Origin of the sequence: Janthinobacterium sp. SUN137 (genome assembly GCF_030587265.1) — a bacterium.
In the GTDB taxonomy this organism is placed as follows: domain Bacteria; phylum Pseudomonadota; class Gammaproteobacteria; order Burkholderiales; family Burkholderiaceae_D; genus Janthinobacterium; species Janthinobacterium kumbetense.
Genome location: NZ_JAPWHZ010000003.1, coordinates 652,952 through 671,147, shown reverse-complemented (window position 1 = coordinate 671,147; position 18,196 = coordinate 652,952). Strand labels below are relative to the sequence as shown.

Here is an 18,196-nt window from a genome sequence, read left to right as displayed (position 1 = left end):
TGTGCAGGATCAAACCGGCCCCTGTCGGTAGTCTTTACACTTTCACTTCCAGGATGACATATCCAGCGCGTTTTCGGGAGTGAGTGCATGCTTACTGCAACATATATATTGGTTTCCCTGTCGGTGGAACAGGCCAGCATCCGCATGAGCTTGTTGGCTTTTCAGAAATACATGCAGGTGCAGCTGCGCCAGCAAAGCAGGCTCAGTTTGGCGCAACTGCAGTACACGGGCGACTGGCTGAACCGGCTGTACCAGGGGAGCTATTGGCGCAAGGTGGAGATGTACCTGATCCCCGCCATCCGCCAGGCTGCCCCCCATGTGGACGGCTTGCTGGACGAGTTGAACGGCTTGAACCACGCGGCGCTGGAAAGCATCAATGTCGTGCAGCAGCGCGCGGGTGCCGCCATCGACCATTCCGAATTACAGGCCGAGCAGCTATGCGCCGCCATCGACGCCTTTTGCGCGGCCTTGCTGCAGCGCCTGGAAAAGGAAGAGCGCGAACTGTTCGCGCTGGCGCGCAAGGTCATCGTCGGCGAAGCGTGGTTTGCCATCGCCTACCAGTTCCTCGCCCACGATGCGCGCGTGCAGGAAGCGCGCCGTGGCAAGGCGCAAGTACTGCCCTTTGTTTTGCCAGCGCCTTTGCCGGCGCCCTTGCCTGCAGCCGGCGGCGCTGAAACGCTGGCGGATGGTGCCGCGTCCGCGCCGCCCGCGCCGGTACAGCCGCTGCGTGCCCAGGCTTGAACGGGTAGCGAGCGCACACCCCGCCAGGCGGTGTTTGCCGGAGGCGTTTTCGCGAGGGCGGCTGGCACACCGTCATAGGGCAAAAATCCAGGGAAAAGATTCGGGAAAGATTCGGAAAAGATTCGCTTTATTCATTTGATAACTTGTTCAGTCCTGTCCGATGCAATACCCCGGGCTTTGTTATGATGGTGGTTTTGATCCACGCGAAACCCGTCATGTTCGAATTTCTCTTCAAGCGTTCTGCCAGCAAGACTGCCGTACCCGACCCTGTCGTGGCAGAACAGGCCGCCGCCTCGGCGCAGAGCGCATCGCGCCGCGCCGAACAGGTGGCGCGTGCCCATGCCGTGGCTGGCGACGAGGCTGCCGCCTTTGAATTCATCGTGTCCAGCGAATTTGCCGATGCCCGTCTGATCGCGGCCGAACACGTCCACGCCTTGCCCCTGCTGGAAAAAGTCCACCACGCCATGCGCAACACGGACCGCCGCGTGGCCAAGCTGATGCAGGGCCGCATCGACCTGATCCGTCATCAGGCTGCCGAGACGCAACGCGCCCAGGCCAGCATCGACACGGCCCAGCGCCTGTTGAACGATGAAAAGCTCAGCCCGAACCAGGTAGCCGAACTGGACCGCCAATGGCAAGTCATCAAGGCCACGCCGGAACTGGCGACCGCCTTTGCTGCCGCGCGCGCCGCGCTGGCCGCCCGCCTGGAAGCGCAAGTGGTGCTGCAGCGCGCCGTGATCGACGCCGTCGCCGCTGCACGCGCGCTGGCCAGCAATGGCCAGTCCGCCGGCGAGCTGGCGCAGGCGCTGGCTCGTCTGGATGCGGAACATGCGCAGCATGCGCAATCGCCCGAGCGCGCTTCCTTGCCTAAACACCTGGAAAGCGATTTCATCCAGGCGCGCGAGCAGGCGCAGTCCGCCCTGCAAGCCCTGCAGCAACACCAGGCCGTGTTCGACGCGCGCCAGGCCGCGCTGGCCGAATGGCAGGCGCAGGACGCCGCCACGCTCGACGTGGACACCTTGAAGCGCGCATGGCAAGCCCTGCCGCGTCTGCCCGAGTCGCCCTTGTCCGACAGCTTGCAGCAGCAATTTGCGGCCGTGCTGGCCAGCGCGCCGGCGCCGGTGCAGGCGGCAACGCCAGAGGCCGCACCAGCCCATGCGGACCCGGCGCCGCGCAAGCCGCGCGCGGAACACGCGCCCGTGTCGAAAGAAGCGACGGAACAGTTCTTCAAGGTGCTTGACGCCATGGAGGCGGCCCTGCAGGACGGCTTGCTGCACGTGGCTTCCGAGCATGACAAGACCTTGCGCGATAGCAAGCACGGCCGTTTGACGCCCGCGCAAGCGGACCGTCTGGCCCATGTGCGCGGAGAATTCAAGCGCCTGGCCGACTGGGCGCGCTGGGGCGGCAACGTGTCGCGCGAGGAATTGGTCAAGGCGGGCGAGGAATTGCCGGCGCAGGAACTCCCAATGGCCGAGCTGGCCAAGAAAGTGGGCAGCCTGCGCGAGCGCTGGAAGTCGCTCGATACCTTGTCCGGCCCGGCGCCGAAATCCCTGTGGGAACGTTTCGACGCCGCCTGCAGCCTCGCGTATGCGCCGGCGGCCCAGCATTTCAAGCAATTGGCCGAGGAGCGTCACGGCAACGCGGCCAAGGCCCAGGAATTGATCGCGGAAACGGCGGCCCTGGCGGCCGAAGAAAGTACCGACTGGAAACACGTCGCCTCCGCCTCGCAGCGCCTGCGCCAGGCCTGGACGCGCTTGGGCACCATCGACCGCAAGGAAAAGAAACGCCTGGATACGGAATTCGGCGCCGCGCTGGACGCCCTGTCGAAGCCGCTGGACACGCAGCGCCAGATCGAGACGGCGCGCCGCGAGCAATTGATCGTCGAAGTGGGCTTGCTCAAGCCATCGGAGCGCAACACGGTCGACATGCTGAAAGCCTTGCAGGATAAATGGCAGGAACTGGCGAAAGCCCTGCCGCTGGAGCGCCGCGCGGAACAGGCGCTGTGGCAGCGTTTCCGTGCCGCCTGCGACGATATCTTCGCCAAGCGCAAGGAAACGGCCCACGCGGCCGACCACGAGCGCCGCGAACACCTGCATGCGCGCGAAGCGCTGTGCGCCGCGCTGGAAACGGCCGTCGTGCCCGAGGGCGACGACAAGTCCCGCACGGCCTTCATCCATCACTTGCTGCGCGACACGCGCGCCGCCTGGAACGCCACGGGCCCCGTGCCGCGCGCCAGCGAAGCGAAGATCGAGCAGCGCTACCACGCGGCCGTCGCCGGCGTGCAGGCGCAAGCGGACGCCATCGCCGAACGGGCCGGCGCGGCCCAGGCCAACGCCTTGCGCGACAAGCTGCGCCTGGTGCAATCGCTGGAAGCTTCGCTGGCCGAGGGCGGTGCCGATGCCGACGCGCCTGCGTGGAGCGAGCGCTGGAGCGCCTTGCCGCCGCTCGATACGCAATACGAACGCAGCCTGCTGCAGCGCTTTGCCGCCGCCCAGGCCGCGCTGGGCGAGGGCGCTGCCGCCTACGTGCAGCAATTGCAGGCCAACGAGGCCCGCTTGCTCGAAGAGGTCTTGCGCCTGGAAATCGTCGCCGGTGTCGACAGCGGCGCCGAATTTGCCCGCGACCGCCTGAAAATGCAGGTGGAAGTGCTGCAATCGTCGCTGAAATCGGGCCAGAAGCCGCTCACGCAAGTGTCGCAGCTGATGCAGCTGTGCGCGATTGCCGCCGCCACCGATGCGCGCACGGCCAGCCGCATCGAAACCCTGCTGCGCCGTATCGGAGGGCATGCCAAATGAGTACCAGCGTCCGCGTCCAGCAAGCTGATTTTGACTTGAGTCAAGAAATCGCACAATTGCGTGCAGGCAACCCCAAGGTGGGCGCCGTCGTCGGCTTCGTCGGCACGGTGCGCGACATGAACGAGGGGCTGGACGTGGCCGCCATGGAGCTCGAGCATTATCCGGGCATGACGGAAAAGTCCATCGAAGCCATCGTCGAGCAGGCGCGCGTGCGCTGGCCCCTGTCCGGCGCACTGGTGATCCACCGCGTGGGCCCCTTGCTGCCGCAGGAACAGATCGTGCTGGTGGCGGTCTCGTCCGCCCACCGGGGCGAGGCGTTCGCCGCCTGCGAGTTCATCATCGACTACCTGAAGACGGAAGCGCCGTTCTGGAAGAAGGAAGATACGCCGGAAGGTGCGCGCTGGGTCGATGCGCGCGACAGCGACGAGACGGCGCTGGACAAATGGGCGACAAAAGCAAGCACCATTTGAATCGTATCTGCCGCGCACGCTAGCATTTGCCCAAATGCAGCGGTTTTCTGCTTTGTGTATGCTTGAAAAGTACTGCCTCACCCCAATTTGGTTAACAACTAATTAACCGGGAGCGCTTTTCATGCGACAAGACAAACTCACTACCAAATTACAGGAAGCCCTGGCCGATGCGCAAAGCTTGGCCGTGGGCAACGACAATCCCTATATCGAACCAGTCCACCTGCTGACGGCCCTGTTGAACCAGGACGACGGCGGCGCCCGTTCGCTCTTGCAGCGGGCCGGCGTCAACGTGGGCGGCCTGTCCAAGGCCCTGGGCGCGTCCATCGAACGCTTGCCGAAGGTGTCGGGCACGGGCGGCGACGTGCAGGTCAGCCGCGAATTCGTGGCTCTCTTGAACCTGGCCGACAAGGAATCGCAGAAGGCGGGCGACCAGTTCGTGTCCAGCGAAATGGTTTTGCTGGCGATGACGGACGACAAGTCCGACTGCGGCAAGCTGGCGCGCGAAAACGGCCTGACCCGCAAGGCGCTGGAAGCGGCCATCGAGGCTGTGCGCGGCGGCAACAAGGTCGATTCGCAAGAAGCCGAAGGCCAGCGCGAAGCCTTGAAAAAATACACGCTGGACCTGACGGAGCGGGCGCGCAAGGGCAAGCTCGACCCTGTGATCGGCCGCGACGATGAAATTCGCCGCACCATCCAGATCCTGCAGCGCCGCAGCAAGAACAACCCCGTGCTGATCGGCGAACCGGGCGTGGGCAAGACGGCCATCGTCGAAGGCCTGGCGCAGCGCATCGTCAACGGCGAAGTGCCGGAATCGCTGAAAGGCAAGCGCGTACTGTCGCTGGACATGGCGGCCTTGCTGGCCGGCGCGAAATTCCGCGGCGAATTCGAGGAGCGCCTGAAATCCGTGCTGAAGGAACTGGCCATGGATGAAGGGCAAACCATCGTCTTCATCGATGAAATGCACACCATGGTGGGCGCGGGCAAGGCCGAAGGCGCGATGGATGCCGGCAATATGCTGAAACCGGCGCTGGCGCGCGGCGAGCTGCATTGCGTGGGCGCGACCACCCTCGACGAGTACCGCAAGTACATCGAGAAGGATGCCGCGCTGGAACGCCGCTTCCAGAAAGTGCTCGTCGACGAACCGACCGTGGAAGCGACGATCGCCATCCTGCGCGGCTTGCAGGATAAATATGCGCTGCACCACAAGGTGGAAATCACGGACGCGGCCATCATTGCCGCCGCCGAGCTGTCGCACCGCTATATCACGGACCGTTTCCTGCCCGACAAGGCGATCGACCTGATCGATGAAGCGGCGGCGAAGATCAAGATCGAGATCGATTCCAAGCCGGAAGTGATGGACAAGCTGGAACGCCGTTTGATCCAGCTCAAGATCGAGCGCGAAGCTGTCAAGAAGGAAAAGGACGAAGCGTCGTTGCGCCGCCTGGCCTTGATCGAGGAAGAGATCGTCAAGCTGCAGCGCGAATACAATGACTTCGAGGAAATCCTGAAGGCGGAAAAAGCCGTGGTGCAGGGCAGCACGCACATCAAGGAAGAGATCGAGCACGTCAAGCTGCAGATGGAGCAGGCCACGCGCGAGAGCAACTGGCAGAAAGTGTCGGAATTGCAGTATGGCAAGTTGCCGCAGCTGGAAGCCCAGCTCAAGCAGGCTGACAGCGGCATCCCGAAACTCGACCCTGACCAGCCGAAACTGCTGCGCACGGAAGTGGGCGCCGAGGAAATCGCCGAAGTGGTGTCGCGCGCGACGGGCATACCCGTGTCGCGCATGATGCAGGGCGAACGCGACAAGCTGCTGCACATCGAAGAGAAGCTGCATGAGCGCGTCGTGGGCCAGGATGAAGCGATCACGGCCGTGGCTGACGCCATCCGCCGCTCGCGCGCCGGCCTCTCCGACCCGAACCGTCCATATGGTTCCTTCATGTTCCTGGGGCCGACGGGTGTCGGCAAGACCGAGCTGAGCAAGGCGCTGGCGACCTTCCTGTTCGATACGGAAGAATCGATGATCCGCATCGACATGAGCGAGTTCATGGAGAAGCATTCCGTGGCCCGTCTGATCGGCGCGCCGCCGGGCTACGTGGGCTACGACGAGGGCGGCTACCTGACGGAAGCCGTGCGCCGCAAGCCGTACAGCGTGATCCTGCTCGACGAAGTGGAAAAGGCGCATGCCGACGTCTTCAACGTGCTGCTGCAAGTGCTCGACGATGGACGCATGACGGATGGCCAGGGCCGCACGGTGGACTTCAAGAATACCGTCATCATCATGACCTCGAACCTGGGTTCGCATAAAATCCAGGCCATGGAAAGCGATGATCCCGGTGTCGTGAAGCTGGCAGTGATGGCCGAGGTACGTTCGCACTTCCGTCCCGAGTTCGTCAACCGTATCGACGAAATCGTCGTGTTCCACGGCCTCGACGAGAAAAACATCGGCGCGATCGCGAAGATCCAGCTGAAGATCCTCGAAGAACGCCTGGCGCGCATGGACATGGCGCTGAGCTTGACGGACGCGGCCTTGCAGCAAATCGCCGAGGCGGGCTACGACCCGGTGTATGGCGCCCGTCCGCTGAAGCGGGCGATCCAGCAGCAGATCGAAAATCCGCTGTCGAAGCTGATTCTGGAAGGCAAGTTTGGCCCGAAAGACGAAATCCGCATCGACGCCCAGAACGGCAACCTCGTATTTACGGGGGCGCAAGTGGGGCTGGACAAGGTGTAATGTTGCTTGGGGTCTGACCCCGGCAGTGAAAGCAGGGCGGTATCAGGCTAGACCTGATGCCGCCCTTCTTGTTATGATCGGCACTATTTTCTGACTAATTCCGGAGGCGGTACGATGGCACACACATGGCAAGCAGGGCGGCGCATTGGAGTGGGATTGGCCTTGGCGGCGGCCGTATTGGCCTTGCCTGGCCAAGCTCAGGCTCAGGAAGAAAAGGTCCTGAACATCTATAACTGGTCGGACTACATCGGCGACGATACGATCAAGAATTTTGAGAAGGAAACGGGCATCAAGGTACGCTACGACGTTTTCGACAATAACGAAATCCTCAATGCGAAACTGGTGGCGGGCAAGTCCGGCTACGACATCGTCGTGCCGACGGCCCAGTGGGCGCGCCTGCAGATCGATGCGGGCCTGTTGCGCAAGCTCGACAAGAGCAAGCTGACGAATCTGGGCAACTTGGACCAGAATCTGCAGGCCAAGCTGTCGAAGATCGACCCGAACAACGATTACCTGGTCGACTGGCTGTGGGGCTACACGACGGTGGGCATCAACGTCAACAAGGTCAAGGCCGCGCTGGGCGGCATGCCCATGCCTGACAACGCCTGGGACCTGATCTTCGACCCGAAATACGCGGCGAAGCTGAAATCGTGCGGCGTGTCCTTCCTCGACTCGCCGTCGGAAGTGCTGCCGGCCGCCCTGCAATACCTGGGCAAGCCCGCGTACTCGAAAGCGGCCGCCGATTACCAGGAAGCGGGCAAGGTGCTGCAGGCGATCCGTCCCTACGTGACCCTGTTCAGCTCATCCGGCTACATCAACGACATGGCCAACGGTTCCGTCTGCGTCGCGCTGGGCTGGTCGGGCGACATCAATATCGCGCGCCAGCGCGCCATCGATGCGAAAAACGGCAATGTGATCCAGGTGCTGGTGCCGAAGACGGCCGCCCTGATGTTCGACACCATGGCCATCCCCGCCGACGCGCCCCATCCGAGCAACGCGCACCTGTTCATCAACTACATTTTGCGCCCGCAAGTGCATGCCAGCCTGAGCAACAAGGTGTTCTACGCGAATCCGAATCCGGCCAGCATCAAATATGTGCGCAAGGACATCGGTGAAAACAAGGCCATCTTCCTGTCGGACGCCGACAAGCAGCGCATGGCCGCACCGGAAGCGACCACGGCCGATATCCGCCGCTTGATGACGCGTATCTATACGAAGTTCAAGACGGGAGTGTAAAGTACTAGCGCACTACAAAACTGTAGCGAGCGGAAGGGAGTTGTGATCGAGAAGCGGAACTGTGCTGTGCACGGGGCCGCCGAGGCAGTGAGCATCGCAGATTGCAAATCGCGACGCGCAGTAAGTTTTGTGGGGAGATACAAGGATGGCGCGAGGGACGGGCCTGTAGGCCGTCGCTGGCGCCATGCGATATTGCCGAGGCGAACACTACTCGTGGTAGCGATCCATCAGCTTGTGGTGACTGCCGCGCATTTCTTCGATCAGTTCAAAGGCGACGAAGCCGATGATGGCGGCGAAGATGGCGATGAAGAGAAAAACGACGAAGGTTAACATGGTCTTTCAGCCGCCGTTGGACGGCTGTCCGCTGGGTTGCTCAATGTGCCAGAGCAGCGCTCCAACACGTAGTTGATGCAATTAAACTCTAGCAGATCGGCAGCGCTTTACAAGGCCGCCGAGTTGTAATTCCTGCTAGTATTTGTCCCAGCGCACTTTTTGCGCATTTTCTCTATTTCACCACCCTTATTTCACCACCAAGTCATGCGCCATCACGGCCTTCAGATACACACTGATGGGGGCGCCTGGTGCGCGCTGCGAGAACCTGTCCATCCTTGCGCTGGCCTTGCGCAGTTCCCTGCTCGAGCACCGTTATTTCACCACCAGATCATGCGCCATCACGGCTTTCAGATAAACACTGATCGGGTCGCCTGGTTCGCGCTGGGAGAACCACCACGCGCTGGCCTTGCGCAGTTCCCATTCCTGCTCTTCTCCCGTCAATAGCAGGGCGGCGGCCTGGCCCAGGGTGGGCTGGTGGCCGACGATGAGCACGGTTTCCTTGCCGGCGGGCCAGTTGGCCGCTTTCAGGATATCCTCCGCCTCGGCGCCGGGCGCCAGTTCCGGCATCAGCTTGAACTTGCGCCCCAGCGCTTCAGCCGTTTGCAGGGTGCGCAGGGCGGGGCTGACGAGGATGCGGCAATTTTCCGGTAGTTGCGAGGCCAGCCATTCCCCCATGCGGCGCGCCTGTTTCTGGCCTTTGACGGTCAGGGCGCGTTCGAGGTCGGGGACGCCCGGCTCGGCTTCTGCGTGTCGCCACAAGATGAGATCCATGCTGTGCTCCTCTGTGTAGAATTGCCTATTCGCCGACCTCCGCGCCCGGCGTGCCCAGTGAATGCATCAAATACTGCTGGGCACTGAACGGCGTTTGCTTGCCGCGCGGCTTGCGGCGCGCGTAATGGCCCGTCGGCTCCAGTTCCCATGCATTGGTATTATCCTTCAAATACGGATTCAGGCCCTCGGCGATCACGCGCCGCTTCAGCGCCCGGTCCAGCACGGGGAAGGCCACTTCCACCCTGCGGAACAGGTTGCGGCTCATCCAGTCGGCGCTGGCCAGGTAGACATCGTGCGCCAGGTCGTTGCGGAAATAATAGATGCGGCTATGTTCGAGGAAGCGGCCGATCACGGAGCGCACCTTGATGTTTTCCGACAGGCCAGGCACGCCCGGCTTCAGGGTGCAGGCGCCGCGCACGATCAGGTCGATCTTCACGCCATCGGTCGAGGCTGCATACAGGGCGCGGATCACGGATTCATCCACCAGCGCGTTGACTTTCACGATGATGCGCCCGCGCCGGCCCGAACGGGCGATCTTCGCCTCGTTGCGGATGGCCTTGATGATCTCGCTTTGCAGGCCGAACGGCGCCAGCCACAAATGGTTCAGGTTGTGCGGTTTGGTCAGGCTGGTCAGGTGGATGAAGACTTCGTTCACTTCCACTGCCAGGTCCTGGTTGGCCGTCAGCAAGCCGAAGTCCGTGTACAGCTTGGTTGTCGTGGGATGGTAGTTGCCGGTACCCAAGTGGGCGTAGAAGCGCAAGGAGCCTTCTTCGCGGCGGATGACGAGCGCCACCTTGGCATGGGTTTTCAATCCCACGACGCCGTACACGACTTGCGCGCCGGCTTGCTCGAGCTTGTCGGCCCAGTTGATATTGGCTTCTTCGTCGAAACGCGCCATCAATTCCACAATGACGGTCACTTCCTTGCCCATCTTCGCCGCCGTAATGAGCGACTCCATCAGGTCCGAGTTCATGCCCGTGCGGTAAATCGTCTGCTTGATGGCGACGACGGACGGGTCGTAGGCGGCGCTGCGGATGAAGTCGATCACCGTCTGGAACGACTGGTAGGGGTGGTGCAGCAGGATGTCGTGCTTGGTCAGGGCGGCAAAGATGTCGTTGCCGATGGCTTTGTGCGCGAGGCCGGGGAAGAACGGCGGGAAGCGCAGCTCGGGCTGCTTGACGTGGTCGATCATTTCCGACAGGCGCACGAGATTCACGGGGCCGTTGACGCGGTACAGGCGGCTTTGATCCAGATTAAACTGGTCGAGCAGGAACTGCGACAATTCTGGCGGACAATTGCGCGCCACTTCCAGCCGCACGGAGGTGCCGAACTGGCGACCGACCAGCTCGCCTTTCAGGGCCTGGCGCAAATTCTTGACTTCATCCTCGTCCACCCACAGGTCGCTGTCGCGCGTGACCCGGAATTGCGAATAGGCAATCACTTCGCGTCCGGCGAACAAGTCCGAGATATGCGCATGGATGACGGAGGATAATAAACAGAAGGACACGCCGTCGCCTGAAATCTCGTCCGGCAGTTTGATGACGCGTGGCAAGACGCGGGGCGCCTTGACGATGGCGATCGCCGTGCCGCGGCCGAACGCATCCTTGCCGCTCAGCGAGACGATGAAATTGAGACTCTTGTTGACGACTTGCGGGAACGGGTGGGCCGGGTCGAGGCCGATCGGCGTCAGCAGGGGGCGCACTTCGCGGTCGAAATATTCCTTCACCCACGCGCGCTGCGCCTCGTTGCGGTCGCTGTCGCGCAGCAGATGCACGCCCGCTTCGCGCAGGGCCGGCAAGACGTCGTTATTTAATATCTCGTACTGGCGTTCCACCAGCGCATGGCATTCCTTGCCGATGCGCTCCAGGTTGGCCGCCAGGGCAGGGTGGCCGGCCAGCGAACCGCCGATGCTGCCGGCCGCCAGCAGGCTGGCCACGCGCACCTCGAAAAACTCATCCATATTACTGCTGACGATGCACAGGTAGCGCAGGCGCTCGAGCAGCGGAATGTTCGGGTCTTCCGCCTGGGCCATCACGCGCCGGTTGAAAGTCAGTTGCGACAGCTCGCGGTCAAGCAGGATGCCCGATTTGGTCACTTCCGTGTGCAGTTCAGGTTTCATATTCTTTTGTCTTTGCAGATAGTTAATTCTAGCCGTATTTCATCATGTATGACGCGCTGTGAGTGTAATCATGAAATATGACGTAAGCGTGACATAAGCTGTCATAAAGCGTCGCCCGGCCTGTCATTTTTCACGTCGAAAAGGGGTATTCTCGGGGCGTAGCCAATTATTTCAGGATTTTTTACCCATGTCATAAAGCTGTCATATTCGCTTGCTAGACTGCGCAGCATTCAACCGGGACTTTGAGCCCTAACAACCCTGAGGACTTGATATGCAAATGAAGCAAATGTTCAAATTTATCGTCGTGGGTGCTTCGGCAGCGATGGCATTTTCTTCCGCTTCCATCATGGCGGCAGATATGACAGGTGCTGGCGCAACCTTCCCGTACCCTATCTACGCCAAATGGGCTGAGACGTACAAAGCCAACACCGGCAACGGCCTGAACTACCAGTCCGTCGGTTCCGGCGCCGGCATCAAGCAAATCAAGGCCAAGACTGTTGAATTCGGCGCCTCGGACATGCCTTTGAAGGCAGAAGAGCTGGAAGAAGCGGGCCTGATGCAGTTCCCGGCCATCATGGGCGGCGTGGTCACCATCGTCAACCTGGACGGCGTAACCCCAGGCCAGCTGAAAATGACGGGTAAAGTCGTTGGCGACATCTACCTGGGCAAGATCACCAAGTGGAGCGCGCCGGAAATCGCCGCACTGAACACGGGCGTCAAGCTGCCGGACACGGAAATTACCGTGGTACACCGCGCCGACGGTTCGGGCACGTCTTTCCTGTTCACCGACTTCCTGTCGAAAACCAACCCGGAATTCAAATCGAAAATCGGTGCTGGCTCGGCTGTGAAATGGGCCGTGGGCGTGGGCGGCAAGGGTAACGAAGGCGTCGCCGCCAACGTGCAGCGTATCAAGGGTTCGATCGGCTACGTCGAGTGGGCTTACGCCAAGAAAAACAAGATGTCGCACACCCAGCTGCAAAACAAGGATGGCAACTACCTGCAACCTGACGACGAAAACTTCAAGGCAGCAGCCGCTTCGGCACCTTGGACGCAAACCCCAGGCTTCGGCGTGGTCCTGACCGACCAAGCTGGCAAGAACAGCTGGCCGATCACCGGCGTGTCGTTCATCCTGATGCACAAAGTCCAGGCTGACGCAGCCAAGGCCAAGGAAGTCCTGAAATTCTTCGACTGGGCCTATAAAAACGGCGGCCCAGCTGCCGTTGAACTGGACTACGTGCCGATGCCGGCATCGGTCGTGAAACTGGTGCAGGAATCGTGGAAAGCCAACCTGAAAGACGCATCGGGCAAGTCGATCTACTGATCCGATAGTCTGCATGCCTGACTAAGTACCCATCCTTGCCCCCGCCAGCAGCACGGCGGCGGGGCAGGGAGTTAGCCAGGACCGCCCGCAAGCCCTTGCAGACGGTCCTGGCTAAAGAAGCAACAATAAAACAAGAGTTCAAAATAGCGACACCGGCAGTACCACCCACATCTGGCACAATATGAGCGCACAATCTACCTCCTCCACGATCCCCCTGCCAGGCGGCACCATGACCGATTCCATCAGTCACGCGCAAATGCTTTCCACCATGCGCAAGCAGCGCATCCAGGATTTTCTGTTCCACAAGGTGACGATGCTGTTCGCCCTGTCGGTGCTGATCGTCCTGGTCGGCATCATCATTTCGCTGATCATGGAATCGATACCGGCCTTCCAGACCTTCGGCCTGCATTTCATCGTGTCCGCGGAATGGGATCCCGTCAATGACCAGTACGGCGCCCTGATTCCCATCATCGGCACCCTGGTGACGTCCGTCATCGCCTTGCTGATCGCCTTTCCCGTCAGCTTCGGCATCGCCCTGTTCCTCACGGAAATTTGCCCGGCCTGGCTGCGCCGCCCGCTGGGCACGGCTGTCGAGCTGCTGGCCGGCGTGCCATCGATTATCTACGGCATCTGGGGCCTGTTCGTCTTCGCGCCCCTGTTCGCCGACCACGTCCAGCCGCTGCTGAAAGCCACCCTGGGCAACGTCCCCGTCATCGGCCAGCTGTTCAGCGGCCCCATGATGGGCATCGGCTTGCTGACGGCCGGCCTGGTGCTGGCCATCATGATCATCCCCTTCATCGCTTCCGTGATGCGCGACGTGTTCGAGATCGTCCCTGCCGTGCTGAAGGAATCCGCATACGGCCTGGGTTGCACGCGCTGGGAAGTGGTGCGCAAGATTGTCTTGCCATACACCAAGACCGGCGTCGTCGGCGGCGTCATGCTGGGCCTGGGCCGCGCGCTGGGCGAGACCATGGCCGTCACCTTCGTCATCGGTAACGCGAACAAGCTGTCGTGGTCGCTGTTTGCCGCCGGTAACAGCATCACCTCGCTGCTGGCGAACGAATTCGGCGAAGCGCAATCGGCGCTGCACGTGTCCTCGTTGTTCTCGCTGGCCCTGATCCTGTTTGTCATCACCTTTATCGTCTTATCCGCCGCCAAGCTGATGCTGGCTGGCATGTCCCGCAAGGAAGGCACGAAATGAGCCAAGTAAGCACTCTCGACGTTCCGGCCAAGCCGGCCATGAACCCCGTCTACCGCAAGCGCCTGCTGATGCACCGCGTCGGCATCGCCCTGTCGGTGGCCGCCATGGCCCTGGGCCTGGCCGTGCTCGTGTGGATCCTGTTCACCCTGGTGATCAAGGGTTTCGGCGCCTTGTCCGTCGACCTGTTCACGCAAACGACGCCGGCTCCCGGCAGCGAAGGCGGCGGTCTGATCAATGCCATCGTCGGCAGCGCCCTGATGGTGGGCCTGGCAACCGTCGTCAGCACTCCGATCGGCATCCTGGCCGGCATCTACCTGGCCGAATACGGCGAAGAAAACAAGCTGGCGCAAGTGACGCGCTTCGTGACGGACATCATGCTGTCGGCCCCATCGATCGTCATCGGCCTGTTCGTGTATGCGCTGTACGTGGCCCACGTGAAGCACTTCTCCGGTTACGCGGGCGCCATCGCCCTGTCGCTGATCGCCGTGCCGGTGGTGGTGCGCACGACGGACAATATGCTGCGTCTGGTGCCGAACAGCCTGCTGGAAGCCGCGTTTGCCCTGGGTGCGCCGCGCTGGAAGGTCGCCACCCTGGTGCGCTTGCGCGCCGTCAAGGCGGGCGTCATCACCGGCGTACTGCTGGCATTGGCCCGCATCGCCGGCGAAACGGCACCGCTGCTGTTCACGGCCCTGAATAACCAGTTCCAAAGCTTCAACATGAATGCACCGATGGCCAACTTGCCGTCCGTCATCGCATCGTTTGCGATGAGCCCGTACGACAACTGGCGCTCGCTGGCCTGGGGCGGCGCACTGCTGATCACCTTCAGCGTGCTGGCCCTGAATATCCTGTCGCGCACCGTGTTCAGCCAAAAAGTCCCTAATTAAACAGATACCGAGCGAAGCGAACCCATATGAATACGCAAATGAATCCAGCACAAGACCTGGCACCAAAGAAAAAAACCATCGAAATTTCGGGCCTGAACTTTTTTTACGGCAAAACGCAAAGCTTGCATAACGTCAACCTGGACATCCACGAAAAGAAGGTTACCGCTTTCATCGGCCCGTCCGGTTGCGGTAAATCAACCCTGCTGCGTACGCTGAACCGCATGTACGACCTGTATCCGGGTCAGCGCGCGGAAGGCTCGATCCTGTACCGCGGCCGCAACGTGCTCGACGCCGACCAGGACGTCAACATGCTGCGCGCCAAGGTCGGCATGGTGTTCCAGAAGCCGACGCCGTTCCCCATGTCCGTGTACGACAATATCGCCTTCGGCGTGCGCCTGTATGAAGACCTGTCGAAGGGCGAGATGGACGAGCGCGTCGAGTGGGCCCTGAAAAAGGCCGCGCTGTGGGGCGAAGTCAAGGATAAGCTGAGCAAGAGCGGCCTGTCGCTGTCGGGCGGCCAGCAGCAGCGCTTGTGCATCGCGCGCGGCGTGGCCGTCAAGCCGGACGTCTTGCTGCTCGACGAGCCGACCTCGGCGCTGGACCCGATCTCGACCTCGAAAGTGGAAGAGCTGATCAGCGAATTGAAACAGGATTACACGATCGCCATCGTGACGCACAATATGCAGCAGGCGGCGCGCTGCTCCGACTACACGGCCTATATGTACCTGGGCGAGCTGGTGGAATTCGGCGAAACGGACCAGATCTTCATGAATCCGGCCCGCAAGGAAACGCAGGATTACATCACGGGCCGCTTCGGCTGATCCGCCCCGAGCATACACAACAACTGAATACGGAGAGACAGCATGATAGGCGAACATTCATCCAAGCAATACGACAACGAACTCGAAGCGATCCGCTCGAAAGTGCTCCTGATGGGCGGCATCGTTGAAACCCAGTTCCTCGACGCGATGACGTGCTTCCGCATCGGTAATCCGGAACGCGCCGACCGCGTGATGCGCGAAGACGACGTCGTCAACCAGTTGGAAGTGTCGCTGGACGACGCCTGCAGCCATTTGATCGTGCGCCGCCAGCCGGCCGCCAACGACTTGCGCACCATCATGGCCACCATCAAGGTGATTACCGACCTCGAACGCGTAGGCGACGAGGCGACGAAAATCGCCCGCGTGGCGAAGAATCTGCACAAGCGCGGCAACGGCGTCGTCAACCACTACGAGATGGTGCGCGGTATTGCCAACACGGCCACCGACATGCTGCACGATGCGCTGGACGCATTCGCGCGCAACGATGGCAAGCAGGCCTTACAATTAATTGCACAAGATGCCATCATCGACCACGAGTTTCGGTCTATCATGCGCAACTTGATAACCTTTATGATGGAAGACCCGCGCACGATTTCGGCGGCGCTCGATACCCTGTGGGTGGCCAAGGCCATCGAACGGATCGGCGACCATGCGAAAAACATCGCCGAATACGTGATTTACGTGGTTGAAGGCAAGGACATCCGCCACACCAAGGTGGCTGCTCCCGCCATTTCCGAGGAGCTCCCTGAGTAAGCTTTATGGCATCTGATAAAACCACGGTATTGATTGTTGAAGATGAGCCGGCCATCGTTGAACTGGTGACCTATTCGCTGCGCGAATCCGGCTGGAATTGCTGTTCTGTACAAAACGTCGCCGATGCCTGGGAATTCATCCAGCACCGCACGCCGCACCTGATCCTGCTGGACTGGATGCTGCCGGACCAGACGGGCTTGCGCCTGCTGTCGCGCATCCGCGCCGACCGCAATTTCGCCGCCATCCCCGTCATCATGCTCACCGCCAAGAGCATGGAAGAAGACAAGCTGGCCGGCTTGAACAGCGGGGCCGACGATTACGTCACCAAGCCGTTCTCGCCGCGCGAGCTGCTGGCGCGCGCCAAGGCATTGCTGCGACGCAAGAGTCCGGAACACGCGCAGGCGCCCATGCGCGCCGGCAACGTGGCCCTGGACCCCGTCAGCTGCACGGTGATGATGGATGAACAGAAGATCGATATCGGCCACGCCGAATACAAGCTGCTGAAATTCCTGCTGGCCCATCCGGAACGCGTGTTTTCGCGCAGCCAGCTGCTCGACAAGGTGTGGGGCGACCATGTGGTGATCGAAGAACGCACGGTCGATGTCCACGTATTGCGCTTGCGCAAAGCCTTGAAAGAGGCGGAAAGCCTGATCAAGACGGTGCGCAGCGTCGGCTACATGTTGTCTGAAAAGTAAAGTTTGACTCTATGAATCCGAAATTGCTGTTCTGGGTACCGGCCGCCCTGCGCATGGTGCTGGCGCTGCTGGGCGTGGCCGTCGTCTGGTATCTGTTTGGCGCCACGTATGCGCTGGGCATCGCCTTCGTGCTGATGGCCATGATGGTGTTCGTGCAGCTGTCGTATCTGTTCCAGCTGAGTAACTGGCTGGACAATCCGCAAAGCGCCAAGCTGCCCGACGGCTGGGGCGCCTGGACCAGCATTTTCGCGCGCCTGTACCGCATGCGCCGCGACGACGAGAAAAACCAGGCCGAGCTGACGGAGTGGTTGGCACGTTTCCGCCAGGCCATGCACCTGCTGCCCGACGGCGTCGTCATCATGGATGACGTGCTGTTCCTCGAATGGTGCAATCCTGCCGCCGAGAAACATCTGGGTCTCACGCACGAGCGCGACAAGGGCATGCGCGTGACGAACCTGATCCGCAGCCCCGAGTTTATGGATTACATCATCCTGGGCCGCTACGACCAGCCGCTGACGATCACCTTCCGCAACCGCAAGCTGATCGTGCAGATCATTCCATTTGAAAACCGCCGCCAGATTCTCGTCACGCACGATGTGACGGAGACGGAACGCATCGAAATGATGCGCCGCGACTTCATCGCCAACGCCTCGCACGAGCTGCGCACGCCGCTCACCGTCATCGTGGGCTTCCTGGAAATCGCTTCCGCCGAGCTGGACCTGGACGCCGCCACGCGCGCCGCCCACCTCAAGCTGATGACGGAGCAGGGCCACCGCATGCAGCATCTGATCGAGGACATGCTGACCCTGTCGCGCCTGGAATCGGTCGACTATCCGCTGCGCCCCGAGCCCGTGGACGTCAAAAAGCTCATGCAGCAAGTCTTGCGCGACGCCAAGGGTTTGTCTGCCGGCAAGCACGAAGTGACCATGGAGTGCAACGGTCCTGACGTGCTGGGCAGCTACGACGAGCTGTATAGCGCGTTCGGCAACCTGGCGTCGAACGCCGTGCGCTACACGCCGGCCGGCGGCACCATCACGCTGCGCTGGCAGGATGGCCCGGCCGGTCCGCAATTCATCGCGCAAGATACGGGCATCGGCATCAGCCAGGAACATATTTCACGCCTGACGGAACGTTTCTACCGCGTCGACAAGAGCCGTTCGCGCGAAACCCAGGGCACGGGCCTGGGCCTGGCCATCGTCAAGCACGTGTTGCTGCGCCACGGCGGGACCCTGGCCATCCAGTCCGTGGCCGACAAGGGCAGCAGTTTTATTGTCAGCATGCCAAAATCGGTCGTCACGCCGCTGCAGGGCGAGCTGCTGGTCAAGTAG

General features: G+C 61.4%; 15 protein-coding genes. 12 read left to right on the top strand and 3 right to left on the bottom strand.

Annotation, left to right across the window (positions count from 1 at the left end; genetic code table 11):
- Positions 1-87 precede the first annotated feature (87 nt).
- From O3298_RS17950 to O3298_RS17930, 5 genes are all read left to right on the top strand, one after another.
- Complete coding sequence (locus tag O3298_RS17950) at positions 88-741, top strand: hypothetical protein (RefSeq protein ID WP_305060157.1); 654 nt, start codon at positions 88-90, stop codon at positions 739-741.
- A 182-nt stretch (positions 742-923) separates the two neighbouring features.
- Positions 924-3,536, top strand: coding sequence for a DUF349 domain-containing protein (locus tag O3298_RS17945; RefSeq protein WP_305060156.1), 2,613 nt, complete (start codon positions 924-926; stop codon positions 3,534-3,536).
- Complete coding sequence (gene moaE / locus O3298_RS17940; RefSeq protein WP_305060155.1) at positions 3,533-4,006, top strand: molybdopterin synthase catalytic subunit MoaE; 474 nt, start codon at positions 3,533-3,535, stop codon at positions 4,004-4,006. Before O3298_RS17945 ends, moaE begins: the two co-directional genes overlap by 4 nt.
- A 121-nt stretch (positions 4,007-4,127) precedes the next feature.
- Entirely contained in the window at positions 4,128-6,734 is a 2,607-nt protein-coding gene (gene clpB / locus O3298_RS17935) for an ATP-dependent chaperone ClpB (protein ID WP_099664713.1), read from the top strand.
- A gap of 114 nt (positions 6,735-6,848) precedes the next feature.
- Complete coding sequence (locus O3298_RS17930; protein ID WP_305060154.1) at positions 6,849-7,970, top strand: polyamine ABC transporter substrate-binding protein; 1,122 nt, start codon at positions 6,849-6,851, stop codon at positions 7,968-7,970.
- A 207-nt stretch (positions 7,971-8,177) separates the two neighbouring features.
- Here O3298_RS17930 and O3298_RS17925 read toward each other — a convergent pair whose 3' ends face one another.
- From O3298_RS17925 to ppk1, 3 genes are all read right to left on the bottom strand, one after another.
- Positions 8,178-8,303, bottom strand: coding sequence for a hypothetical protein (locus tag O3298_RS17925; protein ID WP_257218666.1), 126 nt, complete (start codon positions 8,301-8,303; stop codon positions 8,178-8,180).
- Between the two features lie 312 nt (positions 8,304-8,615).
- Positions 8,616-9,074, bottom strand: coding sequence for a phosphohistidine phosphatase SixA (gene sixA, locus O3298_RS17920; protein WP_305060153.1), 459 nt, complete (start codon positions 9,072-9,074; stop codon positions 8,616-8,618).
- Between the two features lie 25 nt (positions 9,075-9,099).
- Entirely contained in the window at positions 9,100-11,193 is a 2,094-nt protein-coding gene (gene ppk1 / locus O3298_RS17915; RefSeq protein ID WP_099664711.1) for a polyphosphate kinase 1, read from the bottom strand.
- A gap of 271 nt (positions 11,194-11,464) precedes the next feature.
- Here ppk1 and pstS point away from each other — a divergent pair, with 271 nt between their 5' ends.
- The 7 genes from pstS to phoR all read left to right on the top strand — a co-directional run bounded on the left by pstS (position 11,465) and on the right by phoR (position 18,196).
- A complete protein-coding gene (gene pstS / locus O3298_RS17910) occupies positions 11,465-12,514 on the top strand; it encodes a phosphate ABC transporter substrate-binding protein PstS (RefSeq protein WP_305060152.1) in 1,050 nt (349 codons plus the stop codon).
- Positions 12,515-12,743: 229 nt separating this feature from the next.
- Positions 12,744-13,715: a phosphate ABC transporter permease subunit PstC gene (gene pstC / locus O3298_RS17905; RefSeq protein WP_099664709.1), complete on the top strand. Its 972-nt coding sequence runs from the start codon at positions 12,744-12,746 to the stop codon at positions 13,713-13,715.
- On the top strand, positions 13,712-14,599 hold the full coding sequence (gene pstA / locus O3298_RS17900) for a phosphate ABC transporter permease PstA (protein WP_077402151.1): 888 nt from the start codon (positions 13,712-13,714) through the stop codon (positions 14,597-14,599). Before pstC ends, pstA begins: the two co-directional genes overlap by 4 nt.
- A gap of 38 nt (positions 14,600-14,637) precedes the next feature.
- On the top strand, positions 14,638-15,420 hold the full coding sequence (pstB, locus tag O3298_RS17895; RefSeq protein ID WP_010396817.1) for a phosphate ABC transporter ATP-binding protein PstB: 783 nt from the start codon (positions 14,638-14,640) through the stop codon (positions 15,418-15,420).
- A gap of 42 nt (positions 15,421-15,462) precedes the next feature.
- Positions 15,463-16,173 carry a phosphate signaling complex protein PhoU gene (phoU, locus tag O3298_RS17890; RefSeq protein ID WP_034778131.1) on the top strand — a complete coding sequence of 237 codons (711 nt, stop codon included), beginning with the start codon at positions 15,463-15,465 and terminating at the stop codon, positions 16,171-16,173.
- A 5-nt stretch (positions 16,174-16,178) separates the two neighbouring features.
- A complete protein-coding gene (locus O3298_RS17885) occupies positions 16,179-16,868 on the top strand; it encodes a response regulator (protein ID WP_034755074.1) in 690 nt (229 codons plus the stop codon).
- 11 nt (positions 16,869-16,879) lie between these two features.
- Positions 16,880-18,196 (top strand): phosphate regulon sensor histidine kinase PhoR, encoded by a 1,317-nt coding sequence (gene phoR, locus O3298_RS17880; RefSeq protein WP_289899113.1) that lies wholly within the window; start codon positions 16,880-16,882, stop codon positions 18,194-18,196.